Annotated in this window: 24 protein-coding genes and 2 pseudogenes; 12 read left to right on the top strand and 14 right to left on the bottom strand. The window is 33.1% G+C overall.

Annotated elements, in window-relative coordinates:
• Nucleotide 1: 1 nt before the first annotated feature.
• Together K5I29_RS09540 and tsaB are read left to right on the top strand one after the other, a co-directional pair.
• Nucleotides 2–1,252 (top strand): efflux RND transporter periplasmic adaptor subunit, encoded by a 1,251-nt coding sequence (locus K5I29_RS09540; protein WP_264432834.1) that lies wholly within the window; start codon nt 2–4, stop codon nt 1,250–1,252.
• A 124-nt stretch (nt 1,253–1,376) separates the two neighbouring features.
• Nucleotides 1,377–2,048, top strand: coding sequence for a tRNA (adenosine(37)-N6)-threonylcarbamoyltransferase complex dimerization subunit type 1 TsaB (gene tsaB / locus K5I29_RS09535; RefSeq protein WP_264432832.1), 672 nt, complete (start codon nt 1,377–1,379; stop codon nt 2,046–2,048).
• 1 nt (nt 2,049) lies between these two features.
• Here the strand turns inward: tsaB and K5I29_RS09530 are convergent, their stop codons facing one another.
• Entirely contained in the window at nt 2,050–4,047 is a 1,998-nt protein-coding gene (locus K5I29_RS09530; RefSeq protein ID WP_264432830.1) for a thioredoxin domain-containing protein, read from the bottom strand.
• A 95-nt stretch (nt 4,048–4,142) separates the two neighbouring features.
• Complete coding sequence (locus K5I29_RS09525; RefSeq protein ID WP_264432828.1) at nt 4,143–5,042, bottom strand: NifU family protein; 900 nt, start codon at nt 5,040–5,042, stop codon at nt 4,143–4,145.
• 179 nt (nt 5,043–5,221) lie between these two features.
• Between K5I29_RS09525 and K5I29_RS09520 the strand changes: the two genes are divergently transcribed.
• Nucleotides 5,222–6,229, top strand: a complete 1,008-nt coding sequence (locus K5I29_RS09520; protein ID WP_264432826.1) for a PorP/SprF family type IX secretion system membrane protein — start codon at nt 5,222–5,224, stop codon at nt 6,227–6,229.
• A 31-nt stretch (nt 6,230–6,260) separates the two neighbouring features.
• Nucleotides 6,261–6,776: a gamma carbonic anhydrase family protein gene (locus K5I29_RS09515; RefSeq protein ID WP_264432823.1), complete on the top strand. Its 516-nt coding sequence runs from the start codon at nt 6,261–6,263 to the stop codon at nt 6,774–6,776.
• Nucleotide 6,777: 1 nt separating this feature from the next.
• Here the strand turns inward: K5I29_RS09515 and murI are convergent, their stop codons facing one another.
• The 9 genes from murI to K5I29_RS09475 all read right to left on the bottom strand — a co-directional run bounded on the left by murI (nt 6,778) and on the right by K5I29_RS09475 (nt 15,040).
• Nucleotides 6,778–7,557 (bottom strand): glutamate racemase, encoded by a 780-nt coding sequence (murI, locus tag K5I29_RS09510; protein ID WP_264432821.1) that lies wholly within the window; start codon nt 7,555–7,557, stop codon nt 6,778–6,780.
• 64 nt (nt 7,558–7,621) lie between these two features.
• A complete protein-coding gene (locus K5I29_RS09505; protein WP_264432819.1) occupies nt 7,622–8,134 on the bottom strand; it encodes an OmpH family outer membrane protein in 513 nt (170 codons plus the stop codon).
• A 22-nt stretch (nt 8,135–8,156) separates the two neighbouring features.
• Entirely contained in the window at nt 8,157–9,266 is a 1,110-nt protein-coding gene (locus K5I29_RS09500) for an OmpH family outer membrane protein (protein ID WP_264432817.1), read from the bottom strand.
• A gap of 41 nt (nt 9,267–9,307) precedes the next feature.
• Nucleotides 9,308–11,107, bottom strand: a complete 1,800-nt coding sequence (locus K5I29_RS09495; protein WP_317134314.1) for a BamA/OMP85 family outer membrane protein — start codon at nt 11,105–11,107, stop codon at nt 9,308–9,310.
• A 40-nt stretch (nt 11,108–11,147) separates the two neighbouring features.
• Complete coding sequence (locus tag K5I29_RS13465; protein ID WP_317134275.1) at nt 11,148–11,978, bottom strand: POTRA domain-containing protein; 831 nt, start codon at nt 11,976–11,978, stop codon at nt 11,148–11,150.
• 6 nt (nt 11,979–11,984) lie between these two features.
• On the bottom strand, nt 11,985–12,725 hold the full coding sequence (locus K5I29_RS09490; RefSeq protein WP_264432815.1) for an isoprenyl transferase: 741 nt from the start codon (nt 12,723–12,725) through the stop codon (nt 11,985–11,987).
• Nucleotides 12,726–12,730: 5 nt separating this feature from the next.
• Nucleotides 12,731–13,414: a type IX secretion system protein PorG gene (porG, locus tag K5I29_RS09485; RefSeq protein WP_264432813.1), complete on the bottom strand. Its 684-nt coding sequence runs from the start codon at nt 13,412–13,414 to the stop codon at nt 12,731–12,733.
• 83 nt (nt 13,415–13,497) lie between these two features.
• Nucleotides 13,498–14,379, bottom strand: a complete 882-nt coding sequence (locus K5I29_RS09480; protein WP_264432810.1) for an NAD kinase — start codon at nt 14,377–14,379, stop codon at nt 13,498–13,500.
• 1 nt (nt 14,380) lies between these two features.
• Entirely contained in the window at nt 14,381–15,040 is a 660-nt protein-coding gene (locus tag K5I29_RS09475; protein WP_264432808.1) for a CBS domain-containing protein, read from the bottom strand.
• A 94-nt stretch (nt 15,041–15,134) separates the two neighbouring features.
• Between K5I29_RS09475 and K5I29_RS09470 the strand changes: the two are divergent.
• From K5I29_RS09470 to clpX, 8 genes and pseudogenes are all read left to right on the top strand, one after another.
• Nucleotides 15,135–15,847 (top strand): annotated as a pseudogene (locus K5I29_RS09470) (pyridoxine 5'-phosphate synthase).
• Nucleotides 15,847–16,612, top strand: a pseudogene (locus K5I29_RS09465) (alpha/beta fold hydrolase). The pseudogenes K5I29_RS09470 and K5I29_RS09465 overlap by 1 nt, the downstream one beginning before the upstream one ends.
• 255 nt (nt 16,613–16,867) lie before the next feature.
• On the top strand, nt 16,868–18,157 hold the full coding sequence (locus tag K5I29_RS09460) for an OmpP1/FadL family transporter (RefSeq protein WP_264432806.1): 1,290 nt from the start codon (nt 16,868–16,870) through the stop codon (nt 18,155–18,157).
• 30 nt (nt 18,158–18,187) lie between these two features.
• Entirely contained in the window at nt 18,188–19,756 is a 1,569-nt protein-coding gene (locus tag K5I29_RS09455) for a G-D-S-L family lipolytic protein (RefSeq protein WP_264432805.1), read from the top strand.
• A gap of 100 nt (nt 19,757–19,856) precedes the next feature.
• Complete coding sequence (locus tag K5I29_RS09450) at nt 19,857–20,204, top strand: phage holin family protein (protein ID WP_264432802.1); 348 nt, start codon at nt 19,857–19,859, stop codon at nt 20,202–20,204.
• Between the two features lie 104 nt (nt 20,205–20,308).
• Entirely contained in the window at nt 20,309–21,634 is a 1,326-nt protein-coding gene (gene tig, locus K5I29_RS09445) for a trigger factor (protein WP_264432799.1), read from the top strand.
• A gap of 107 nt (nt 21,635–21,741) precedes the next feature.
• The gene (gene clpP / locus K5I29_RS09440; protein ID WP_264432797.1) at nt 21,742–22,404 is read left to right on the top strand and encodes an ATP-dependent Clp endopeptidase proteolytic subunit ClpP; all 663 of its coding nucleotides are present in this window, start codon (nt 21,742–21,744) and stop codon (nt 22,402–22,404) included.
• A gap of 12 nt (nt 22,405–22,416) precedes the next feature.
• Nucleotides 22,417–23,652: an ATP-dependent Clp protease ATP-binding subunit ClpX gene (clpX, locus tag K5I29_RS09435; protein ID WP_264432793.1), complete on the top strand. Its 1,236-nt coding sequence runs from the start codon at nt 22,417–22,419 to the stop codon at nt 23,650–23,652.
• A gap of 30 nt (nt 23,653–23,682) precedes the next feature.
• Here the strand turns inward: clpX and K5I29_RS09430 are convergent, their stop codons facing one another.
• From K5I29_RS09430 to K5I29_RS09420, 3 genes are all read right to left on the bottom strand, one after another.
• The gene (locus K5I29_RS09430; protein ID WP_264432790.1) at nt 23,683–24,057 is read right to left on the bottom strand and encodes a YegP family protein; all 375 of its coding nucleotides are present in this window, start codon (nt 24,055–24,057) and stop codon (nt 23,683–23,685) included.
• A gap of 96 nt (nt 24,058–24,153) precedes the next feature.
• On the bottom strand, nt 24,154–25,536 hold the full coding sequence (locus tag K5I29_RS09425) for an OmpA family protein (RefSeq protein WP_264432788.1): 1,383 nt from the start codon (nt 25,534–25,536) through the stop codon (nt 24,154–24,156).
• Nucleotides 25,505–25,690, bottom strand: a complete 186-nt coding sequence (locus K5I29_RS09420) for a hypothetical protein (RefSeq protein WP_264432786.1) — start codon at nt 25,688–25,690, stop codon at nt 25,505–25,507. Before K5I29_RS09420 ends, K5I29_RS09425 begins: the two co-directional genes overlap by 32 nt.
• Nucleotides 25,691–25,772: the final 82 nt, after the last annotated feature.

The following is a 25,772-nucleotide window of genomic DNA, read 5'->3' as shown; positions in this document are numbered from 1 at the left end:
TATGAAGAAAAAAATATTTATTGGATTAGGGATTTTAATAGTTGGTTTTATCGCTTTTAAAACGCTAAGTAAAGATAAAAATGCAAATCATACGCAGGTAGAAACGTACTTGGTTGAAATGCAAACGGTAACCGAGATGGTTTCTGCCACCGGAAAAATTCAACCAGAAATCGAAGTGAAAATTGCTTCTGAGGTTTCAGGAGAAATTATCGAATTACCTGTTAAAGAAGGACAACAAGTTAAAAAAGGAGATTTGTTGGTGCGCATCAACCCAGATTTATATCAATCGGGTGTAAATCGTGCCGAAGCAACTTTATCAACTTCTAAAGCAGGTTTACAACAAGCCGAAGCTCAACTTAAAGAAGCAAAACTAAATTACGACCGTAACAAACAATTGTTTGCAAAAGGCGTAATTTCTAAATCTGAATGGGATAAAGTAGTTTCTACTTACGAGGTTGCGGTTGCTGCTAAACAATCATCTTATTACAATGTACAAAGTTCTACAGCAACTTTAACCGAAAGTAGAGATAACTTGCGCCGTACAACCATTTACGCACCATCAGACGGAACTATTTCTAAACTTTCTGTAGAATTAGGCGAGCGCGTTATGGGTACGCAAGGTATGTCAAGTACCGAATTGTTACGTATTGCCAATCTTAACAATATGGAAGTTGAAGTTGATGTGAACGAAAATGATATTGTAAAAGTTAATATTGGCGATCGAGCAAATATTGAAGTTGATGCTTATGCCAAAAAGAAATTTAAAGGTACGGTAACCAGCATTTCTAATTCATCTGCCGATGCAACTTCTGCCGATCAGGTTACCAACTTTAAAGTAAAAGTTCGAATTGATAAAGATTCGTATGCTGATTTAATGGAAGGAAAATCAGAATTTTATTCACCATTCCGCCCAGGTATGACAGCAACGGTTGATATTATTACCAATAAAAAAGAAAATATTATTGCCATTCCTATTAGCGCTGTGGTTTTAAAAGCCGACACAAGTGCTGTTGCTGCAACCGCAAAAACTAGCGATTCTGCAAAAAAATCGGACACGCAATTTGAATGTGTTTTTGTTAAAAACGGAGATGAAGCCAAAATTAAAGTGGTTAAAACCGGAATTCAAGACGATTCAAATATCGAAATCATTAGCGGGTTAGCTCAAGGTGATGAAGTAATTATTGGGCCTTATTCTGTGGTTTCTAAAACATTAACTTCGGGTACCAAAGTAACTAACGAAACTAAAAAATAAACCTCCAACCAATTATTGATTTTTTAAAACTCATTGTTGTTTTTGCAACAGTGAGTTTTTTTATTTTATCACTTTTTAATCTTTATTTTTTGGTTGTATCTTTGTGCGTAATATAAAAACAGCTATGGCACTTATTTTAAACATCGAAACCGCAACCAAAAACTGCTCTGTATCTCTTTCTAATAAAAATGAAATTGTTGCTTTAAAAGAAATTGCTACGCAAGGATTTGCGCATGCCGAAAACTTACATGTTTTTATTGCCGATGTTTTAGAACAAGCAAACCTTAGTTTAGCTGATTTAGATGCTGTGGCGGTTAGTCAAGGGCCGGGTTCTTACACTGGATTACGTATTGGGGTTTCTGCAGCAAAAGGTTTGTGTTATGCTTTAGGTATTCCGTTGCTTGCTCTTGATACGTTAGAAATTTTAGCACAACAAGTTCAAATTGAATCGGGGTACATTGTTTCTATGTTAGATGCACGCCGTATGGAAGTTTTTATGGGTGTTTATTCTTCTAATTATGATGCTGTTGAATCTGTAAAAGCTGAAATTATTGATGAAAATACTTTAGCATCTTATTCGGAACCTTTGCATATTATTGGCGATGGTGCTTTAAAATGCCAAGAAATACTGAAAGGTTCTAATTTTATTTATCATCCAGAAATTTTATATCCTTCTGCGCAACAAATGGGTGTTTTAGCATACAAAAAGTTCGAAACAAACCAATTTGAAGATGTGGCTTATTTCGAACCATATTATTTAAAAGATTTTGTTTTAACAACTTCTCCTAAAAAATAAATTATATAACTTCATGTACTTGGCATGAAGTATTATTACAAATAAATTTCTGATTTTTATTTGCATCGTGTTTTAAGCTAAAAATAGGTAAGGAGCTTGTTGTAGTTGTTCCCCAAATACCAACCGAATGTTGCCATTTTTCAAGTTCGTTTAAAACATGTTCTTTAGCATCTTTTCCGGTAAAAATAACATGTTCCGCATCGTTTTGTACCCAAAGTAAAAGTTGTAACCAATCTGAAAATGCAGAAGCATAATCTATGCTTGGAATAACAAGTTGTAGCATTTTTATTGCTGTTGATTTATAAAAATCATGCTGATAAATTAAATGCAAAATCCATAAGTTTTGCCCCATAATTGCATTTGCAGACGGCACAACATTATCTTCAATTTCATAATGTTTTGCAATTAAAGCTTCGTCTTGTTTGTTTTTAAACTCAAATAAGCCAATTTGCGGTTCGTAAAAATGATCCAAACAATAATCTGTAAATTGTTTAGCTGTTTGTAAATAACTTTCTTGCAAAGTATTTTGGTACATTTTTAGTAAAGCTTTTGTTGTAAACGCGTAATCCTCTAAAAAACCAGAAATGTTTACGTTGTTGTTTTTTGCATTGCGATATAAAATTCCCGTATCCGGATTTAACATCTTGTTCAGTATGGCATCCAAGGTTTGCTTGGCTAGATTTATGTAATTTTCGTTTTTAAAAGCTTCATAACAAGTTAATAAACCAATTACCCACATAGCATTCCATGAGGTTAAACATTTATCATCTAAACCTGGTTTTTGTCGGTTAGCCAATCGATGTTGCTTTAATAAGTTAAGCGCTTCTTTGTTTTTAATTTCTAATTCAGCAAGCGGAATTTGTACTTGTTCTGCAATTTGAGCGATGGATTGCGATTGAATAAGAACATAAAAGTCATCTTCCCAAAAACCAAAATCGTTTACGTTGTACAGCAATTCAAACCAATTAAAATCGTCTTTTAATAGGTGCTTAAGTTCTTTTTTTGTCCAAAAATAAAATGCACCTTCTTGCATTTTATTTTGGTCATTTAAGCTATCGGCATCATAAGCGCTATAAACCAAACCATTTGGAGCCAGCCAATTTGTTTCTATAAACTTTATGTTTTTTTCGCAAACGGTTTTATAGTTTTCATTTTTGGTGCGTTTGTATGCATTAGCATAAGTTTCTAAAAGTTGTCCGTTATCGTACAACATTTTTTCGAAATGCGGAATGTGCCAACGCATATCTACCGAGTAACGAGAAAAACCACCTTCTACCACATCAAATAAGCCGCCCTGAGCCATTTTGGTTAATGTTAAATCTACGTAGTCAAGTAATTCATTATCCTGCTTTAAACTGCCATAACTTTGTAAAAAGTTTAAATTGGTTGGCATCATAAATTTTGGTGCTCTGGCTGGTCCGCCATAATCCCAATCAAAACTGCGTTTCCAGTTTTTAAGTAAAGGTTCTATTTGTTTGCTATCTAAATTATTTGGTGCTACATCTTTGTTTTCTACCAAGCCGATATGATTAATGCCTAATTGTAATTTTTCGGCATAATCTAAAACTTTCTCGTAATTGGTTTCAAACAAATTTTGTAGTTGTTGCAGCGTATCTATCCATTCTAATTTGTTTACATAAGTTGCTCCCCATATTGGTCGTCCGTCTGGCAAGCAAACTACGTTTAAGGGCCAACCGCCTTGACGTGTCATTAATTGTAAAGCTTTCATATAAATGGCATCTACATCGGGGCGTTCTTCACGATCTACCTTTATTGCTACATAATGCGCATTCATAACCTGAGCAACTTCATCATCTTCAAAACATTCGTGTTCCATAACATGGCACCAATGGCAGGCAGAATAACCAACAGAAACCAAAAGTAATTTATTTTCTTGTTTGGCTTGCGCTAAGGTTTTTGCATTCCAAGCTTTCCAATAAATCGGATTGTTTTGGTGTTGCAATAAATATGGGCTAGTTTCGAGATGTAAAAGGTTCATGACTTTTAATTTTATGTGTACAATTTATGGTATATTTTGTAAAAAGAAAAGGCTTAGAATTTTCTAAGCCTTTTCTTTTTCGTTATTTGTTTTTGTTAAGCATTTGTTGCTTCAACTACAATTTCGTTGTTGTTTAACATTTGGCGTAACATGTTTTCGATTCCGTTTTTTAACGTAAAGGTAGAAGACGGACATCCGCTACAAGCACCTTGTAAAATTACATGAACCATTTTAGTTTCGTCGTTGTACGATTTAAAAGCAATATTTCCACCGTCAGACTGAACAGCCGGTTTAACATATTCTTCTAAAATGTTGATAATTTGTTGCGAAGTAACATCTAAATTATCAAAATACTCATCTTGTTTTTGTACGTGTGCTTCTGTTTTTATTAATGCATCTTCATCAACTACAATATTACCTTCTTCAATAAATTTTTTAATGAAAGAACGAATCTCAGTTGTAACTTCCATCCATTCAACTACGTCATATTTGGTTACAGAAATTACGTTTTCATCAATAAAAACTTCTTTTACGTAATTGAAGTTGAATAATGCTTTTGCTAATGGCGAAACTGCAGCTTCGTCAATATTTTTACATTCTACATGAGTTGAGGTTAATTTTTTATTTACCCCAAATTTCAGTACCGATGGGTTAGGAGTAGATTCGCTGTAAACCTCGATCGGAATTTTTTTAATTGACGATTCGTCGATATCAATTACTTTACCACCTGCCTCAATAAATTCTTCAATCATTTTAGCAACTTCGTCCTGAACTTCGCTCCATTCAACAATAGAAAAACGTTCTACCGCAACAAAGTTTGCAGAAATATAAACGGTTTTTACGAATGGTAAAAAGAATAACTTTTTTGCTAAAGGTGATGATTTTGTTTCGTCAATATTTTTATACTCAAAGTTCTGACTTCTAGTAATAAAATCAGGAAACTCGAATTTTATAATGGTCGGGTTTTGGGTTTCTTTTATGGTTACTTTAAACATAGCTATCAATTAAGTTTTATACAAAATTAAGAAATACAATCGTTAAAAGATGTTATATTTTTTTTTAATTGATTTTTTTATTGAACTCAACGTTTTATAAAATAAAATCTTACAAATTATTTTTTAATAAATAAAATTAATAGTCTTTTTCTGCGTTTTATTAGCATAGATTTTAATATATGGTTGCAGTAAAACGATTTTTAATAGGGCTTTTTTTGTTATTTTTTGCGGTTTCACCTGCACAAGAAGGCATTTCGGTTTACTCAGATTATTTGTCAGATAATTATTATTTGTTATTTCCTTCAATGGCCGGCGCTGCAAATTGTGCTAAGCTACGCATAACGGCACGTCAGCAATGGTTTGGGCAACCTAATGCGCCGCAATTGCAAACATTGTCTTTTAATTCTAAAATGGCTGAAGATTCAAATTCCGGAATTGGTTTGGTTATGTACAATGACCAAAATGGTTTTCATAGCCAACGCGGAGCCAAAGCTACCTTTGCGCATCATTTAATATTTAATTACGGTAATGAAGATTTAAATCAGTTTTCTTTCGGGCTTTCTGCCGGATTTGATCAGACAACCTTAGATCAAACCCGTTTTACGTCTGAAGCTATTCATGATCCAAACGTTTCACAAAGCATGTTAGTTAAAGGAAATGATTTTAATGTTGATTTTGGTTTTTCTTATTTCTACGGCGATTTTTATTCGCACGCTGTGGTTAAAAATGCTTTAGGTACCAAACGTAAAATATATAGTGATTATGAAAGCTTTAATATGCGCAAATTTATTGGCGCTTTAGGTTATACGTTTGGCGATCGTGAAAAATTATGGTACGAACCTTCGGTTTTGTTTCAATATACAGAACATACCAAGGGCAAAACTCTTGATTTAAATTTAAAACTTTATAAACCGTTACAAAACGGTACGCTTTGGGGTGGGATATCTTATAGAAACGGCTTTGATGCAACCGAATATTTAACTGCAGGTAAATTAGCAGAACAAAAGTTACAATATATTACGCCTTTTGTTGGTGTAAATATGGGTAAATTTATGATTAGTTATAGCTATTCTTATGTTATGGGCGATGTTGCTTTTGATACTTCGGGTTTTCATCAACTAACCATTGGTTTTGATTTTTTATGTAAACGCCAACGTTTTTTATGTAATTGTCCAGGGGTAAATTAAAAATTAGGTATCTTTATTTAAAAAAATAAATATGGCTTTAATTAAAGAAGTTCGTGGCAAAAGCCCTGTAATTCCTGAAGATTGTTATGTAGCTGAAAATGCAACTATTATTGGTGATGTAACTTTTGGTGACAATTGTAGCGTTTGGTTTAACGCTGTAGTGCGTGGTGACGTACATTATATTAAGATAGGAAATAAAGTAAATATTCAAGACGGAGCAATTATTCATTGCACTTATTTAAAGCATCCTACAGAAATTGGTAATAACGTTTCTATTGGGCATAAAGCTATTGTACACGGTTGTAAAGTGCACGATAACGTTTTAATTGGCATGGGAGCTATTGTAATGGATAATTGTGAAATACATAGCAATTCTATTATTGCTGCAGGAGCTATTGTTACACAAAATACGGTGGTAGAACCTGGTAGTATTTATGCTGGTATTCCAGCTAAAAAAGTAAAAGATATTGATAAATCTGCTTTTGCTGGTGAAATAGCTCGGATTTCAGAAAATTATGTAATGTATTCTAGCTGGTTAAAAGAATAACCTAAAAATCAGATTCAAATACATTAGTAGTAAAGCCTAAAATACTTTTTAATACTGTAGCATTGCCGTTGGTGTAAAACAAGTTTTGTCCCATTTTATTAGAAAGGTTTAAGGCTTTATTACTTTCTAAAATGTGTTTGGTTTGTTTGGCAACTGCTTCGCCAGAATCTATAATTTGTACTGTTGGAGGTACAATCGCTTTTATTTTATCAAACAAATACGGATAATGGGTACAACCTAAAACTAAATAATCAATGTTTTTTTCAACCATTGGTTGCACGTATTGTTGTAATAGCTGATCCATTTCTGGGCTATCAATATGTCCTTGTTCTATTAACTGAACCAAGTTGTAACCAATCTGTGGTATAATATTTACATCTGGAAAGTTTAGAACTGCATTTTTAAAGTTTTCACTTTGTATAGAAGCTTGCGTGGCTAAAACACCAATGTTTTTGGTTTGCGATTGTAAAGCTGCCGGTTTTATTGCAGGTTCTAAACCAATAAACGGCACATCAAATTTTTCGCGTAAAACAGCTACAGCATTTAAGGTTGCCGTGTTGCAAGCAACTACAACTAGTTTTGCATTTTTATTCAATAAAAACTCTGTGTTTTTAATGCTGTATGCTATTATTTCATCTTTTGATTTTGTTCCGTAAGGAGCATTTTTTGTATCGGCTAAATAAATAGTATTTTCATACGGAAGTAAATGATTAATTTCTTTCCATATTGAAGTGCCACCAATGCCCGAATCAAAAATACCAATTGTGTTTTCTGTACTCATTATTACAAATATAAAAAAAGCTACTTTATTAATAAAGTAGCTTAATTTGTTTTTGTATAAAAAATTATTTTACGCCTAATTCTTTTTTAACATCAGCTAAGATGTCGTTTCCGTCAGCATAAAGAACTCCAGCTCCGATTGAAGAATCTAAAACGTATTGAAATCCTTTTGCTTTACCAACTTTAGCAATTGCAGCTTGTGCTTTTTCTAAAACTGGTTTTAATAAATCTTGTTGTTTTTGTTGTAATTGTTTTTGAGCATCAGCTTGGAAAGCTTGGATACGTTGACCCATTTCTTCCATTTCTCTCATACGAGATTCGTTAACTGCATCTGTTACATTTTTTGCTTCAGATTCGTATTTGCCCATTTTTGTTTGATATTCAGTAGCCATAGTGGTGTACTCTTTATCATAGTTTTCAGCAATTTTTCTAATTTGTGCCTCAGCATTTTTCATATCAGGTAGGTTAGTAACCAATTCCTGAACGTTAATATGAGCAATTTTAGACTGAGCTTGCATCGCTTGGTTTGCACCTAAAAACATTACAGCTGCAATAAATAAGGTTTTAATTGTTTTCATTGTATTATAGTTATTTAAATTCTTAATTATTATTTTTTCTGTTTTCTATTTCCTGACGTCTTTTTTCGGCTTCTGCTTTTCTGTCGTCAATTATTTTTTGTCTAGCTTCTTGCTGTTCTATTTTTTTTCTGTTGGCTTCTTCTCGGCGTTCTTCTAAAGCTTTTTTACGCGCCTCAATTTGGTCTAATCTGTTTTGCTCTGCACTTTGCGTATTGTTTTTCGGTGCTTCGGCTTGCGTTTCAACCTTGTTTTTAGTTGGCGTATTTTCTTGTTTATTTTCTGCTTTAACAGCTTTTGTTTCGGTTACTGCTTCTTTAGTTTCGGTGGCACCTTGTTTTCTAGCTTGCAATTCTGTTTTGCGTCTTTCAGCTTCAGCTTTTCTTTCTTCAATAGCTTGTTGTTTTGCTTGCTGAAGTTCTTGACGTTTTTTAATTGCTTCTGCCTTTCTTTCTTCTAAAACGCGTTGTCTTTCTTCACGCGTATTTAAAATTTGTTGCTGACGTTCTTCTTGTGCCTTTTCGCGCTCACCAATTCTTGGATCTTCACGACGATCATCAATTAACTTATCTTGTGCTTCCTGCTCTTTAAGTTGCTTTTGGGTTAAGGTTTCTTTTTTCTCGGCTCTTAACAGCTCGCGTAAAACCATATCACTTATATCAAAACGGCCCGATGCGAAAATAATTGATAAATCGGATGATTTGTCAAAGATTAGATCGTATTTTCTTTTTTCAGAAATGTCTTGAACAATATTAAAAATCTGATCTTGGATTGGTTTAATGATTGTTGTTTTCTGAATAACTAAATCGCCTCTTGGTCCGAATCTTTTATCTTGAAATTCTAATAATTCTTTTTCAAAATTTAAAATTTCTTCTTCACGTTCATCAATTAATTCTTTAGTTAAAATGATGCGTTCTATTTCTAAACTTTTTTTAAGTTTTTCTAGTTCGGTTTTTTTAAGCTCAACTTCTTGTTTCCAACCATTGGCTTTTTCTTCTAACTTACTTTTTGCTTCACCATATTTTGGTAGTTTTTCTAATATATAGTCCATATCTATATATCCTACTTTGGTAGCAATTTGTGCTTGAGCTAATGAGAAGCTCATTATACATGCCAGTAAAAAAAGTTTCTTCATGGTTTGTTTCGTTATTAAGAATTCAAGTATCGTGCCAAACTTTAGAATTGTTGTCCAATAATAAAGTGCGTTTGCCATCCACTAGGTTGTGTTCTACCCGGCGCTTCATCAAACCCGTAAGCAAAATCAATTCCTAATAATCCAAACATTGGCATAAATACGCGTAATCCTAAACCTGTTGAACGTTTTAAGTTAAACGGATTGTAGTCTTTAAAACTTGCGTATGATGTACCAGCTTCTGCAAATGCTAAGGCATAAATAGATGCAGATTGTTTTAAGGTAATTGGATAACGTAATTCTAACGTGAATTTATTGTATATAGTACCTCCAATTTGTTCTCCGTTTTGATTTACTGGTGTTAAGGCGTAGTTTTCGTACCCACGTAACTGAACAATTTCACGTCCGTCCATCGTAAAGTTAGCTAATCCATCTCCACCTAAATAAAAACGCTCAAAAGGAACAATTCCACGTGCACTGTTGTAAGCACCTAAAAACCCGAATTCAGCTAACGAACGTAAAACTAACGGTTGATCGCCAATTTTTGTTAATGATGTATACCAATCGCCTTTAAATTTAAGCTTGTAGTATTCTAACATTTTAAAACGTTTTTGGTCAATTTTACCTTGATCAACTGCTGCTAATCTGTAATCATTGCCTTCAACTGGGTTTCCGCTTGCATCTAAATACGTGCCAGCTGGTACATAACTACCATTTGGTGTTGTTGTATTTGCTACTGTGCGGCGTTTGTATTTTTCTTCATCACCTAATGTTTTATAGTTTGTTTTTTCAAACAAAGAATAGGGTGGTGTAAATTTACCCGAAACGGTGAATTCTGAACCGTACGTTGGGAAAATTGGGTTGAAACCTTTACTGTTACGAGATAAACTAATGGTATAAGATAAGTTATTTGCTTGTCCGTCACCAAAAGTAAATAAGCCCGTATTGTAATTATTTAAGTCAAAATACTGATATGAAACAGCTTGTGATAATACAAAGTAATCGTCTGGAACAGATAATCTTTTTGCTAAACCAAACGAAATCGATGTAATGTTAAAGCTTTGTGATTTATCTACATCATATGTATACCAATTATACAAAAATTGTTTAGAGTGAGAAATCGATGCACTAAATGCTAAAGGTTTTTTACCCCCTAACCAAGGTTCTGTAAATGACAAGCTGTAGGTTTGGTAGTATTTAGAAAACTGAGCACGTAATGCCATACGCTGTCCGTCACCCATTGGTAATGGTTTGTACGCTTTTTTGTTGAACATGTTTCTAACCGAGAAGTTGTTAAATGATAACCCTAAAGTACCAATAAAACTTCCTCCTCCATAACCCCCTTGTAATTCTACTTGGCTGGCACCTTTTTCTACAACTTTGTATTCAATATCAACCGTTCCATCAGCTTGGTTTGGTTTAATATCTGGCTGTAAAGCTTCTGGATCAAAGAATCCTAATTGCCCCAATTCACGAATGGTTCTAATTACATTTTCTTTACTCCATTTATCTCCAGGACGCGTACGTAATTCACGGTAAATTACGTGGTCATTGGTTTTGTCGTTACCAATTACATTAACCGAATTAATGTAAGCTAATGGACCTTCTATAATACGAATGTCAAAATCTATGGTATCGTTATGCGTTCTTGTTTCAACAGCATTTACGTTAGAAAATAAGTACCCGTTGTTTTGATATAAATTGGTAATATCATTTGCATCTGGGTTTTTCTTATTTAAAATACGTTCTTGTAATAATTTACCGTTGTATGTATCTCCTTTTTCAATACTTAAAACACGTTTTAACTGATCTTCTGTATAAACAGTGTTTCCAACAAAACGAATATCTCCAAAGTAATATCTTCTACCTTCTTCTAAGGCAATATCAACTTTTACAGTGTTTTTTCTCTGGATTGTAGGTTACGTTTTCTTCAGTAATACGAGCGTCACGATAACCGTTTTCTTTGTAAGTATCAATAATAGCAACTAAATCTTCTTTATATTTTTCAGGAACATATTTAGAAGATTTGAAGATACGCATTGGGTTTAACGGCGATTTCTTTTTGGTGTTTTTCATAGCACCTTTAAGCTTTCCGTTTTTTAAGTTTTCATTACCCGTAAAAACAATGTCAGATATTTTTACTTTTTTACCACGGTCAACTAATACGGTCATGTTAACCGAGTTTTCTGTGGTATCTGGATGCGTAGAAATATTAACTTTGGTATTAAAAAAACCGTCGTTTTTATATTTGTTGGTAATGTAGTTTTTAGATGTTGTTAGCAAGTTTTCGTTAACAACTTTTCCTTTTTTAAGATCTGTATCTTTGGTTAACGTAGCTGCTTTTCCTTTTTTAATACCAACAAATTTCACCTCGTTTAATTTAGGTAATTCGTTAATATCTAATTCAAGATAAATGCTGTCGTTTTGTACTTTAGTTATATAGAAATTAACATCACTAAAAAGACCAAGTTTCCAAAGTTTTTTAATTGCACTACTAATTTCTTCTCCTGGAACGGTAATTTGCTGTCCTTTATGTAAACCAGTAAATGTAACTACTGTTTCTTTATTAAAGTTTAATTTACCCGTAACATCAATATCGGCCAATATGTATTTTTGTCCTGCAACGTACTCATTCTGATCTTGAGCTGTTGCCGATTGTACAGTACCTAACAGAATTGATGTTATTATGAACTGCTTTATAGCTTTTTGAAACATTCTTGGTTATTTAATTTGTTCACTTGTTTTTCCGAATCTACGCTCTCTGTTCTGATAACTTAAAATAGCGTTATAAAAATGCGTTTCTGTAAAATCAGGCCATAGCACTTCTGTAAAGTAAAGTTCTGCATAAGCAATTTGCCACAGCATAAAATTACTAATACGGCATTCGCCGCTGGTTCTAATTAACAAATCTACGTCAGGTAAATCTGATGTATAAAGATGCTTATTTATAATTGATTCGTCAATATCAGTTTCTAAAATTATATTATTTTTAACACTTGAACTAATTTTTTTTACCATTTCAACAATTTCATTTCGAGAACCGTAGCTTAATGCCAAGGTTACAGTCATATGCGTGTTGTTTTTGGTTTGTTCAATTACAAATTCAAGTTCTTTTTTTACGTTATTTGGTAGGTTGTCAATAGAGCCGATTACGTTTAATTTAATGTTGTTATCGTTTAAAGTTTTTAATTCTTTTTTTAAAGATTTAAAAAGTAAACTCATTAAGGTATCAACTTCAAATTTTGGTCTGTTCCAGTTTTCAGTAGAAAAAGCATACAAGGTTAAATATTTAACCCCGATTTTTGCTGCAGCTTCAATGGTAGATTTTACGGAAGTAACTCCATTTTCATGCCCAAAAACACGCATCATGCCTTGTTTTTTTGCCCAACGCCCATTTCCGTCCATAATCACAGCAATGTGTGCCGGAACGTTATTTTTATCTATATCTTGTATTGTATTCATTCTATTTAAAAAGGGCAGAAACAAGGGTTCTGGCCAAAGGTATATGTTAACGTAATACCAGTAAATACATACCAATCATTACTATTTAAATTACCAAAACGCAAGCTTTGGTATTTTTCGTTGCTAGGATGGCTACCGTCTAAATTATCGGTAAAGGTATATCTAAATCCAATTTCTGCACCAACTGTAAAATTGCGCGTAAATTTAGATTTCACTCCAACTGCCATTGGGATTGCCATGCTAAATTTGTTTTTTTCTAATCGGTAGTTCTGACCGTAATAAATAGCCAATTCATGATAAGAAAAACCAGCTAAACCAACAAAAACATAAGGCGTAAACTGATTGTTTAAGCTATGTAAATCGTAATCAAAAAAATTAAATTCTAAACCTGCTGCTAATTCTGTAACCGTATTATGAAACGAATATCCGCGTTTTAAGCGGCTTGGCATATTACTTTTACTATCAAAATCTGCAATTTTAGCGTGCGTTAACGAAGCGCGCCAAGCATGTCTGGTACTGCGATTCCAGCGGTAAAGTAAACCAACAGCGGGTTCGTCTAAACCTACATAATTCATTTTTCCTACATCACCTATAAAGCTTGTACCACCAGCAAAGACGCCAATTTCATTAATCTGAGCGTGTAGGTTGCTAAAGGTAAGCAGTATAAATAATACAAATAGTTTTTTCATTTGGTTTAGAATAATTTGCAAATATAATAATATTCAAATCTTATTATAATTTTTAATTGATTGATTTTGATTTGAGTGCCAATTTAATTTCGCACATCTTCACCCCATAAAAGTTTATTACGTAAGGTTTTTAAAAATGTAACGCCCGGAAAAACAACCATGTTTACCGTGTGCGATGCCAAGCAAATATTTATTTCGGTATCGTTTTGTAAAGCTTGTGTTTCTGAATCTACAGAAACTAAAAACTCAGGTTCACGCGTTTCAATTTGCATTTTAATTCTGCTTTTGTCGTTAATAATTAACGGGCGCGTAGTTAGGTTGTGCGGAGCAATTGGGGTAATTACCAAACAATTTGAATCTGGGGTAATAATTGGACCACCACAACTTAACGAATAACCGGTTGAACCTGTTGGGGTAGAGATAATAATGCCGTCTGCCCAATATGTTGCCAAATATTCATCATCAATATAAGTTTTGATGATAATCATGGATGTGGAGTTTTTTCTCGAAATCGTAATTTCGTTTAAGGCAAAGTTTATTTTAAATTGCTGCGCAGCAAAACCTTCTTGCAACGTTAACAAGGTACGTTTTGAGATCTGAAAATCGTTGTTTATCAGTTTAGAAATTAAATGTTCAATAGCATCTTGTTGTATGTTGGCTAAAAAACCTAATCTTCCTGCATTTATTCCTACAATAGGTATGTTTTTACTTTTAACAAAATTTGCAGCACGTAGCATGGTACCATCGCCACCAATACTAATAAAAAAAATCACATCGTCGGGTAAATTGCTGTAATCGTTAAAAGTTTCAAAGCTATCTTCAATAATATGGTTTTCTAACAAAATGTTGTAATAGTCGGCTTCAAAAATAGCAATAGCGCCAATTTTGCGAAACTCAACCAACAAGCGGTTAATTATGTTTGCCGTTACTGATTTATAAGCTTGGCCGTAAATAGCAAATTTCATATTATATGTTTAAATATTTATCTAAGTAATCCGAATGTTTTTTTAAACGATTCATGTAATTGTCGTCTTGGTTTTCGCTAACAATGTTGTAGGCATATCTTCTAAACGTTTGTAGTAAACCGTTTAAATCTAAAATGCTTGTTTTTAATGTGATTTGAACAACATCATCGGTAAACTGGCTAATAAACAAACCTAAAAGTTTGCCGTTGTTGCTTTCTATAATTTGTGCAATTTCACTAAAGCTATATGCATGAATTTCTTTTTCAATTACAAGCGTTCCGCCATCTTCAGTAAAAAAAGGTGATGCAGCCAAAAATTTAATACAATCGTCTAACTCATAATAACCAATATATTGGTTGTTTTGATTAAGAACAGGAACCAAATTGGTTTGGTTTTTTGTAAAAACTTGTAAAACTTCAAACCAAGAATCGGTGTTTAAAACAAAAAACTTTTCTAAGTTATAAATAAAGTCAGTAAGTGAATCTTTTGTGCTTGCATTTTCGACATCTTCTACGTTTAAACAGCCCATAAACACGCCGTTATGTACCATAGGAATGTGGTTGCATTTGTGCTTTTGTGCAATTTTTAAAACCTTTTGTGTTGTATCTGAACCAGACAAAGGTTGTATGTCGTTTACTAGATATTCCTGAATTCCTTCCATACTACGTGCACCTTTATTTAAAAGATTAAAATTATTAACCCCAAGCAGATTAACTTCATAATTAGTTTGTATTTTTGTAAAAACACATTAAGCTATGACAAAATTATCTGTAAATATAAATAAAATTGCAACCTTACGTAACTCCAGAGGAGGGAATGTTCCAAATTTATTAAAAGTTGCTCAAGATGTACAAAATTTTGGGGCACAAGGCATAACAATTCATCCGCGTCCGGACGAACGACACATTCGTTACCAAGATGCGTACGATTTAAAAAATGTGGTTTATACCGAATATAATATTGAAGGAAATCCTATTGCTAAGTTTATTGATATGGTTATTGAACTTAAACCAACACAAGTAACTTTAGTGCCCGATGCAGACGATGCTTTAACATCTAACGCGGATGGAATACCATAAAACATAAAGAATTTTTACGCGAGGTAAACCAAGAATTTTCTAGAAACAGCATTCGTACTTCGATATTTGTAGATCCTGTTTTAGAAATGATTGAAGGAGCAAAAGAAACAGGTGCAGATCGTATTGAATTGTACACCGAAGAATTTGCTACCCAATACGGATTAGGAAATTTAAAAGCTATTGAGCCCTACGTAGCTGCTGCAACATTAGCAAACAACCTAAACTTAGGGGTAAATGCAGGGCACGATTTATCTTTAGATAATATTCAATTTTTCAAACAAAATATTCCGGGCTTGTTAGAAGTTTCAATCGGGCATGCCTTAATTTCAGAATCTATTTATTTAGGAATAGAAAACGTGGTGAATATGTACAATCAAAAATTAAAATAATGCTGCTTAATTCAAAAATAGAAGGAGCCGGATTTCCGTTTATTATCATTCACGGTTATATGGGGATGAGTGATAACTGGAAATCGTTATCTACTAAATTTGCTGCCGAAGGTTTTCAGGTTCATGCTTTAGATGTTCGTAACCACGGTAAAAGTTTTCATTCTGATGTATTTAACTACCAAGTAATGGCTCAAGATGTTGTTGCGTATTGTGCGCATCATAACATTACTAAAGCACATTTTTTAGGGCATTCTATGGGCGGTAAGTTGGTTATGTTTTTAGCTGCGATACAACCTGAGTTAATTGAAAAGTTAATTGTTGCCGATATTGCACCAAAATATTATGCACCACATCATCAAACCATTTTACAAGCATTAAATGCCGTTGATTTTTCAACTAAACCATCCCGCAGAAGTTGACGAGGTTGTTTCAACGTATATTTCAGAACCAGGAACCAAGCAATTTTTATTGAAAAATTTATATTGGGTAGAACCCGGACAATTGGGTTTTAGGTTTAATTTACCCGTATTTAACAAAGATCCTGAAGTTATTGGCGAAGCAGTTCCTGCTGATTTGGTTTTTGATGGACCAACTTTGTTTTTAAGAGGTGAAAAATCTGATTATATTCTTGATTCTGATTTAGATAGCATTCACGAGCATTTTCCACAAGCTAAAATCGCAACCATAGCAAATGCTGGACATTGGGTACATGCCGAAAACCCCACGCAGTTTTTTGACTTAGTAACCGATTTTCTAAAAAAATAACACTTTACTTATAATACTATAAAATCTCCCTTTTTAGGGAGATTTTTTTTGTTTATAATTTGTTAAATTAACTGATTTGTTCATTTAAATTAAAATATGCCTTTGATTGAAAAAAAAATATAATATTATATTTAACCCCGAAAAACAATAAAAATATTATGCATACATAATATTTTAGTAAAAAAAATTGCTAAATTGGTAATTAGTTTTATATTTGATTTAGCAAAATAAATAATAAAAAAAACAAAATTAATTATGAGAAAATTAATGTCGTTAACAGTTGCTGTCTTAACAACTTCGAGTGTTTTTGCTGGCGGGTATCGTATTTCGATGCAAGGACAAAAGCAACTTGGTATGGGGCATACAGGGGTAGCTGTGGTTAGTAGCGCAGAATCTACTTTTTTTAACCCTGCAGGTTTGTCTTTTTTAGAAGGGAAATTTAACGCCTCTGTTGGAGGAAATTACTTGGTAAGTCATACCAAATTTCAAAGCGTAGAAAATAATTTAGCTTACGAATCTAAGAACAAAGGAACACCTTTTTCCGCTTACGCATCTTATCGTGTTAACGAATGGTTTACAGCTGCTTTAGGTGTTTATTCTCCGTACGGAAGTACAGTAAAATGGGATCAAAACTGGGCTGGATCGCATTTAGTAAATAAAATCTCATTACAAGCTATTTTTATTCAACCAACCATTGCAATTAAATTATCAGATTATTTCTCAATCGGTGGTGGACCAATTATGGCCGTTGGTGGTGTAAACTTTAATAAAAACTTATTCCGTGGTGATGGCGTATTAGACGAAAACGGAAACCATCCAAATGTTGACATTAAAGGTGATGGAATTGTACAATGGGGGTATAATGTTGGTTTTATGTTAAACCCGACTGATAAATTAAGACTTGGTTTTAACTACCGTTCTGAAATTGTAATGAAAGCGAAAGATGGAAAAGCTGAATTTACCAACATTCCTGCATTTATGGGTGGTTTGGGATACAAAAACGGAACAACTAAGTTTGATGCGTCTTTACCTTTACCTGCCGAAATTACGGTTGGTTTATCGTACCAAGTTACCGAAAAATTATTACTAGCTTTTGATTATAACAGAACACAATGGGCTGCTTATGATAACTTAACAGTAGATTTTACAGAAATGCCAGGAGCGCCAGTAAACCCAAGTAATCCAAACGTAAACCCACGTAACTACAAAAACGTAAACACATACCGTTTAGGTGCTCAATATGTAGTAAACCCTGAATGGACGGTAAGAGCTGGTTGGTATTATGATGAATCTCCGGTACAAGCTGGTTATTTTGCGCCAGAAACGCCACGTAACGATTCGTATGCATTTACAGGTGGATTGTCTTACAACATCAACTCAAAATTATCTATTGATGCTTCCTTTTTATACTTAAGATTTAGTCAAATTAATGCATCGTATGATTATCATCCAGAACCTGTAAGTGGAGGACAACGTTCTACATTTGGAGGTACATACAAAAACTCAGCATTTTCTCCAGGTATTGGGTTAAGCTATAAAATTTAATTGAATTAATTAATTCTTGAAACGAAACATATGAAATCTACAAAATATATATTATTCTCTTTAGCTCTTGCAACAGGTGTTATATCTTGTGAGCCAGAATTTAAAGATGAATTATCAAATGCATCCTATTCTGCCGGAACGGCAGATTTTAGCCGATATGTTGCTGTTGGTAACTCGTTAACTTCTGGTTATATGGATGGAGCAATGTACCGTACCGGGCAATCATATTCTTTTCCTAATTTATTAGCAAAACAATTTGCTTTAGTTGGTGGTGGCGAATTTACGCAACCTTCTTATGCTGATGACGTAAATAATGTTGGGGGGATTATTGCTAACGGAAATGTTATTCAATCTCCAAAAATGATTATTAACTTAAAAGCTGGTGGGCCGCAGGTTATTAATGCAACTCCAACAGTAACTTTAGCGCCCCAAGCTAAAGCGTTTAATAATATGGGGGTTCCAGGAGCAAAATCTTTTCATTTAGTAGCACCGGGCTATGGTAATCCAGCAGGTTTGCCAGCTGCAGCAAACCCGTATTTTGTTAGAATGGCAACTACGCCTAATACAACGGTTTTAGCTGATGCAGTTTCATTAAACCCAACTTTTTTTACCAATTGGATTGGTAGTAACGACGTATTGTCTTACGCCTTATCTGGAGGGGCAGGAGTTGTTCGTTCTGCTGCAGAAACAGATCCTACAACTTGGGGAGCTAATGATATTACGAGTACAACTGTTTTTGCAGGAGCTTATGCAGCAATTATGGATGCTTTAACAGCTAACGGAGCAAAAGGTGTTGTAGCAACAATTCCAAATGTAACATCAATTCCTTATTTTACAACGGTTCCTTTTAACCCGTTAACAGCAACGGCATTAGGACAAGGTAACCCTGAAGTAGGAGAAGCTACAATTAATACATTAAATGCATTATTTGTTGGGTTAAACCAAGGTTTAGAATCGGCGCAACAAGCAAAACGTTTTACTACTTTTAGTACAGCAGCAGGAAATCCTGTTTTAATTGTTGACGAAACATTACCAGATATGAGCGCGGTAATTACAGCGGTAATAAGTCAAACGCCTTATGCTGCTTTAGCTCCTCAGTTAGGAACCTTATTAGGTAAGGCACGTCATGCAACAGCATCAGATTTATTAGTTTTAACAGCAAGTTCGGTTATTGGAACTGAGCAAGGTTCTTTACCAGCGCCATTTAACGCATTTGGTGTAACAGTGCCTTTAACAGATCAGTTTGTGTTAACGCCAGATGAACAAGCTAATATTACAACGGCAACTACATCATTTAATCAAACCATTCGTCAAATTGCAGGTGCAAAAGATATTCCGGTAGCTGATATGAATGCTATTATGCAACAATTATCTACAAACGGAATTGTTTACAGCGGTATTAAATACAATGCAAACTATTTTTCTACTGCAACGGTTGGTATCGTACTTTTCTCTTTAGATGGGGTACATCCAAACGCACGTGGTTATGCATTTGTTGCTAATGAAGTTATGAAAGTAATTGAAAAACATTATGGAGCTAAATTGCCAGAATATGTGCCAAATACATTCCCTGGTGCAACTATTTTGCCAACTAACTAATTCGTAATAAATAATAAAAAAAAAGTTTTACCTGCAGGTAAAACTTTTTTTTTCATAATAAAACTGTAATTTTAAGTAATTAACTATAAAAAATTGAATTATGGCATTAGTATTAGATTTTATTATTACCTCATTAATTATTTTATTATTAGCTAATTTTTTACCCGGAATTCAAGTAACAAGTTGGTGGTCAGCTTTAGGCGTAGCTATTATTTTAGCCTTATTAAATACCTTTATCAAACCTGTTTTGGTATTTTTTACCTTTCCTATAACCGTAGTAACTTTTGGATTGTTTTTATTTGTGATAAATGCAGTGATTGTAATTTTAGCCGGAAAACTAATAAACGGATTTCAAGTTTCAGGCTTTTGGTACGCGTTATTATTTTCAATTGTATTGTCTTTTGCAAAAGGAATTATAGATTCCATATTTGTAAGCAACCAGCAATAATTAACAAGTTAATAGATTATTGAAATACAATGTATTAAAATTTTGTTTCGCAATTAAATATTTTTTATTTTTGCAAGCCAATTTTAGTATTAAAATAAATAATAATGAATATTACAAAAACCAACGTTGATGCATTAAATGCAGTGGTTACTATTGAGGTAGCTAAAGAAGACTACGCATCAAAAGTAGAAAAAATATTAGGTGATTACCGTAAAACGGCTTCTATTCCTGGGTTTAGAAAAGGTGCAGTACCAATGTCGTTAATTAAAAAACAATACGGTAAAGCTGTAGTTTTAGACGAGGTTAATAAATTATTACAAGAGCGTTTAAACCAATATTTAGTTGAAGAAAAAATTGAAATTTTAGGAAATCCAATTCCTAAAGAAACTAAAGAATTTGACTTTGATGCAGATGCATTTACTTTTGAATTTGAATTAGGTTTAGCTCCAGAATTTTCTGTAGATTTATCTAAAGCAAACGTTACAAGATACAACATCACTGTTTCTGACGAAATGTTAGAAGAGCAGTTAGAAAGAATCCAAAAACAATTTGGAGCTCTTGTAACTAAAGAAAAAGTTGAAGATGGTGATGATTTAAAAGGTACATTCGTAAACGAAGAAGCGGGTATTAACCACACAACTTCAATTACGGTTGATACATTTAAACGTAAAACTGATATCAAAAAATTCATTGGTAAAAAAGTTGGTGACGTTGTTACAGTAAACACAAAAGGTTTATTTGACGATGAGCATAAATTAATGGAATACTTAGGTTTAGATCACGAAGCAGTTCATGGTTTAGATGTGGAAGTTCAATTCACTATTGAAGGAATTACTACAAATACAAAAGCTGAGTTAAACCAAGAATTATTTGACAAATTATTTGGTGCTGGTGTTGTTAATTCTGTTGAAGAATTAAAAGAAAAAATTAAAGAAGATGCTTTAAAACAATTCGAACAACAAGCAGATCAAAAATTTTTAAACGACGTAACAGAATCGTTATTAGAAAATACTAAATTTGAATTACCAGCTGAGTTCTTAAAAAAATGGATCCAAACCGTAGGTGAAACACCATTAACTGCAGATCAAGCTGAAGAAGAGTTTGCAAAATCTGAAAAAGGTTTACGTTACCAATTAATTGAAGGTAAAGTTGTAACAGAAAATAACTTACAATTAACTTTTGAAGAAATTAAAACATACGCAGCTACAGTAATTAAACAACAAATGGCTCAATTTGGACAAACAGATCCATCTGATGCAGATGTTGAAAACATTGTAAACCGTGTATTATCAAACCAAGAAGAAGCTAAACGTTTATCAGACCAAATAATGAGCGAAAAAATCGTAAACTTATTTAAAGATAAAGTTAAAGCAACTTCTAAAGATGTTACTTTTGACGAATTCGTTAAAGTAATGTACGGAGAAGCATAATTTTAAAGATTTATAAATAATATCTTTATCAAAAAATAGTTATATTTGAGCGTCAACCTTATTGTTTGACGCTCTTTTATTATTAAAGTTAAGGAAAACTAAAAAATATGGATTACGGTAAAGAATTTAAAAATTACGCTACAAAGCACCATGGGGTAAATAGCCTGTATTACGATAAAATTGTTGGTAGTATGACACCATATATTATTGAAGAACGCCAATTAAACGTAGCTTCAATGGACGTGTTTTCTAGATTAATGATGGATCGTATTATATTTTTAGGTACCGGAGTAGATGATTATGTAGCAAACATTATCCAAGCGCAATTACTTTTTTTAGAAAGTGTTGATGCATCTAAAGATATTTCAATTTATATTAATTCACCAGGCGGTAGCGTATATGCAGGTTTAGGTATTTACGATACCATGCAATTTGTAAAACCAGACGTGGCAACAATTTGTACCGGTATGGCAGCTTCTATGGGCGCTGTGTTATTATGTGCCGGAGCAGATGGTAAACGTTCTGCTTTGCCACATTCTCGCGTAATGATTCACCAACCTTCTGGTGGTGCGCAAGGTGTTGCAACAGATATGGAAATTAATTTAAAAGAAATGTTGAAGCTAAAAGATGAGTTATATCAAATTATTTCTCAACACTCAAAACAACCTTTCGAAAAAGTGTACAAAGATTCTGAACGTGATTACTGGATGAAAGCTGCAGAAGCTAAAGAATACGGTATGATTGATGAGGTTTTAGTACGTGCTAAATAATAACAAAAATTAATGGCAAAAGAAATACTAGAATGTTCTTTTTGTGGACGTCGCAAACCCGAAACCAACTTGTTAATCGCCGGAATTAATTCGCACATTTGCGACCGTTGTATCGAACAAGCTCACGGAATTGTGTTAGAAGAACTAAAGCAAACCGAACATTCAGATTTAACAAACGAATTAGTTTTATACAAACCAAAAGAAATTAAAAGCTTTTTAGATCAATACGTAATTGGTCAAGATAAAACTAAAAAAACATTATCAGTAGCCGTATATAACCATTACAAACGTTTAATGCAAGTTATTGGTGATGACGATATTGATATCGAAAAATCAAACATTTTATTAGTCGGACAAACCGGAACAGGTAAAACATTAGTTGCTAAAACCATTGCTAAAATGCTTAATGTGCCTTTAGCAATTGTTGATGCAACTGTTTTAACCGAAGCAGGATATGTGGGTGAAGATGTTGAAAGCATTCTAACCCGATTATTACAAGCTGCTGATTACGATGTAGCTAAAGCTGAGCGTGGTATTGTTTTTATTGATGAAGTTGATAAAATTGCACGTAAAAGCGATAATCCATCCATCACGCGTGATGTTTCTGGAGAAGGCGTACAACAAGCTTTATTAAAACTGCTTGAAGGTACCGTAGTTAATGTGCCACCAAAAGGTGGGCGTAAACACCCAGATCAAAAATTTGTTGAGGTAAATACAAAAGATATTTTGTTTATTGCCGGTGGAGCTTTTGATGGTATTGATCGTGTAATATCCAAACGTTTAAATCGTCAATCTGTGGGTTACGGATCATCTGTGCAATCAGACAATATTGATAAGGATAATTTACTGCAATATATCACACCAAAAGATGTTAAAGATTTTGGTTTAATTCCAGAAATTATTGGGCGTTTACCTGTTTTAACACATATGGATCCGTTAGATCGTGAAACGTTACGATCTATTTTAACAGAGCCTAAAAATGCCTTAATTAAACAATATGCTAAACTTTTTGCTATGGATGATGTCACATTCACCATTGATGATGAAGCTTTAGATTATATTGTAGATAAAGCTTTAGAATATAAACTAGGAGCACGTGGTTTACGCTCGCTTTGCGAAGCTATTTTAACTGATGCTATGTTTGATATTCCTGGATCTGATCAAGGAATTTTACATGTAGATAAAGCATATGCAGAACATGCGTTAAGCGCAAACCTTTTAAATAGTTTAGAAATATCTAATCAATAAATAAAAAAGACCGCTATAAGCGGTCTTTTTTTATTCTTCATCTTCGTCGTCAGAATCAAAATTTATCTCTGGAAATACATAGGTAGTAAAATCTAAAACTTCGGCTTCTGTCATATAGGTTTTAATCTCCGAAATTGCTTTTTCAACTCGTAAAACGGTTGTAAATTTTCTGCTAGTACATAATGTTTCATCTCGCAAACTGATTTTAAAATAAAACTTTCCAGCTGCGGTTTTAAACTTCGTGAAATTTAGTTGAGGTAATTCTGCTTTTAGTATGTCAATTGTGTTTTGGCATGCTTCTATGCTTTCTTGTGGTATGCTGGTTACCACCGTTTTTCCACGTCGGTTGTTGTAGGTAAATTTATACGATCCATTATCTTTTAAACTAATTGCAAAAGTCCCCATTTCATAAATATTAACTAGTAAAGTTACTTAAAAAATATGCCATAAAAAAAGATACTGAATGCTCAGTATCTTTTTTTAATTAATATGTTATTTTACTTATTTATTATCTTCAACTTTAAACCTTACACTTCGGTTTAATGCATTTTGTTCACGAGTACATTTAGTACATTGAATAAATAAAGTTGCATTTCCTTTCGGATCTTTTATAATTCTGCGCTCTTCAATTCCGTTTTGTTTTAAAATTGTGATTACAGCATTAATCCTTCTTTCAGTAAGCTTGTAGTTGTATGAATGTGGACCTGCGGCATCGGCATATCCAGAAATTACAACATCCATATCAGGATATTCTTTTAATAAATTAGCAATGTTTAGTACGTTTTGTATTTCGTTTGGTTTCACGCTAAACTTATCAAAAGCAAAATATACCGTGTTGTCAGCAGCAATCTTAATAAAGTCAAGTTTTTCTGCAGCTGGCTCTAATTGGTACTGGTCTAGCTCAATGGTTTTATAATGCTTAGGATTATCGTCTTTTATTGTATAAAATAATCTTTCATTAGAAAAATACTTATCAGAATCAAAATCATAATTAATTTCTGTAAAAGGTAATAAGCTAATGCTTACCATTCCGTTTTCGTCTGTATTTCCTTCAAATAAAACTTCTCCATCTTCATTAATAATCTGAACAGGTAAGTTGCCAATGCTTTCGCTTTTTTTGTCAACAAATTTTGTTTCAACCATTACATCATTAAAATTAATGTTGTATCTAAATACGTCAAAAATTTCGCCTGTATTTTTGTTTGATGTAAAGTAACCTTCAGATTTTGTTATTGGTACTAAATTAATCTCGTTGTTTGGTGTGTTAATTTTTTTACCAATATTAATTTTGTACTTGTAGCTATCGCCTCGTTGTGAAGCTCTGTATATATCGTAACCTCCAAAACCTCCTGGCATATCTGATGAAAAGTAAATAAACTGCCCTTCTTCAACAACAGAAATTTCATTGTACTGTGTATTAATTTCTGGTCCTAAGTTTTTTACATTACCTATTGATTTGTCTTCATTTATATCTGCAATATACAAATCGTAGCCGCCATAACCGCCTGGTAATTCTGCAGCAAAATATAACTTTTTGTTGTCTTGGCTTAATCTCGGTGTGCTTAAAGCAATACTTTTATTATCAATTAAAACTTCTTCTGGGTCAGACCAAATTCCTTTTATTTCATCAATTAATTCAGTTTTGTACAGAAAAAAATCTTCTGAAGCTAAATCTTTTTTTCTTGATAAATAGGCAACGTTATTTTCTTTGTTGAATGTAATTACTCCTTCGTTTAAATCCGAACGTAAAATGTACGAAAATAAAGTAGGATATTTAAGATCATAATCGGTAGAAACCTCGGTGCATAAAATATTCGGAATTTTTTCTTTTGTTATTTTGTTGGTTCTAACTTTAGCACGCGTAGCTTTTGTACGAAGCCACAACAAATTTGTCTTTAAATGAGGTAACTGCTATGTTACTTTTGTCTGTATTTATTGTAGTAGGTAAAACCGAATAATCGAAATTTGCGATTATCGTTTTTTCTTCTAGATTTATAACCTCAAGGTTCGACGATTGTTGGGCTTTTAAAGTATTCATTGTTAGGGCAACAATGATACTGCAATAAATCATCCTCATTTTTTACTATATTTTTGTGTTTATACAAAGTAACAATTTTAAA

The sequence above is a fragment of the Flavobacterium agricola genome (assembly GCF_025919725.1).
Lineage (GTDB): Bacteria > Bacteroidota > Bacteroidia > Flavobacteriales > Flavobacteriaceae > Flavobacterium > Flavobacterium agricola.
This window is presented reverse-complemented; position numbering and strand designations above follow the sequence as displayed.

Bases quoted from the DNA above. Each gene is read 5' to 3' on its own strand.
- K5I29_RS09540 (WP_264432834.1), top strand. From the start codon at position 2: ATGAAGAAAAAAATATTTATTGGATTAGGGATTTTAATAGTTGGTTTT.
- tsaB (WP_264432832.1), top strand. From the start codon at position 1,377: ATGGCACTTATTTTAAACATCGAAACCGCAACCAAAAACTGCTCTGTA.
- K5I29_RS09530 (WP_264432830.1), bottom strand. From the start codon at position 4,047: ATGAACCTTTTACATCTCGAAACTAGCCCATATTTATTGCAACACCAA.
- K5I29_RS09525 (WP_264432828.1), bottom strand. From the start codon at position 5,042: ATGTTTAAAGTAACCATAAAAGAAACCCAAAACCCGACCATTATAAAA.
- K5I29_RS09520 (WP_264432826.1), top strand. From the start codon at position 5,222: ATGGTTGCAGTAAAACGATTTTTAATAGGGCTTTTTTTGTTATTTTTT.
- K5I29_RS09515 (WP_264432823.1), top strand. From the start codon at position 6,261: ATGGCTTTAATTAAAGAAGTTCGTGGCAAAAGCCCTGTAATTCCTGAA.
- murI (WP_264432821.1), bottom strand. From the start codon at position 7,557: ATGAGTACAGAAAACACAATTGGTATTTTTGATTCGGGCATTGGTGGC.
- K5I29_RS09505 (WP_264432819.1), bottom strand. From the start codon at position 8,134: ATGAAAACAATTAAAACCTTATTTATTGCAGCTGTAATGTTTTTAGGT.
- K5I29_RS09500 (WP_264432817.1), bottom strand. From the start codon at position 9,266: ATGAAGAAACTTTTTTTACTGGCATGTATAATGAGCTTCTCATTAGCT.
- K5I29_RS13465 (WP_317134275.1), bottom strand. From the start codon at position 11,978: ATGTTTCAAAAAGCTATAAAGCAGTTCATAATAACATCAATTCTGTTA.
- K5I29_RS09490 (WP_264432815.1), bottom strand. From the start codon at position 12,725: ATGAATACAATACAAGATATAGATAAAAATAACGTTCCGGCACACATT.
- porG (WP_264432813.1), bottom strand. From the start codon at position 13,414: ATGAAAAAACTATTTGTATTATTTATACTGCTTACCTTTAGCAACCTA.
- K5I29_RS09480 (WP_264432810.1), bottom strand. From the start codon at position 14,379: ATGAAATTTGCTATTTACGGCCAAGCTTATAAATCAGTAACGGCAAAC.
- K5I29_RS09475 (WP_264432808.1), bottom strand. From the start codon at position 15,040: ATGGAAGGAATTCAGGAATATCTAGTAAACGACATACAACCTTTGTCT.
- K5I29_RS09460 (WP_264432806.1), top strand. From the start codon at position 16,868: ATGAGAAAATTAATGTCGTTAACAGTTGCTGTCTTAACAACTTCGAGT.
- K5I29_RS09455 (WP_264432805.1), top strand. From the start codon at position 18,188: ATGAAATCTACAAAATATATATTATTCTCTTTAGCTCTTGCAACAGGT.
- K5I29_RS09450 (WP_264432802.1), top strand. From the start codon at position 19,857: ATGGCATTAGTATTAGATTTTATTATTACCTCATTAATTATTTTATTA.
- tig (WP_264432799.1), top strand. From the start codon at position 20,309: ATGAATATTACAAAAACCAACGTTGATGCATTAAATGCAGTGGTTACT.
- clpP (WP_264432797.1), top strand. From the start codon at position 21,742: ATGGATTACGGTAAAGAATTTAAAAATTACGCTACAAAGCACCATGGG.
- clpX (WP_264432793.1), top strand. From the start codon at position 22,417: ATGGCAAAAGAAATACTAGAATGTTCTTTTTGTGGACGTCGCAAACCC.
- K5I29_RS09430 (WP_264432790.1), bottom strand. From the start codon at position 24,057: ATGGGGACTTTTGCAATTAGTTTAAAAGATAATGGATCGTATAAATTT.
- K5I29_RS09420 (WP_264432786.1), bottom strand. From the start codon at position 25,690: ATGAATACTTTAAAAGCCCAACAATCGTCGAACCTTGAGGTTATAAAT.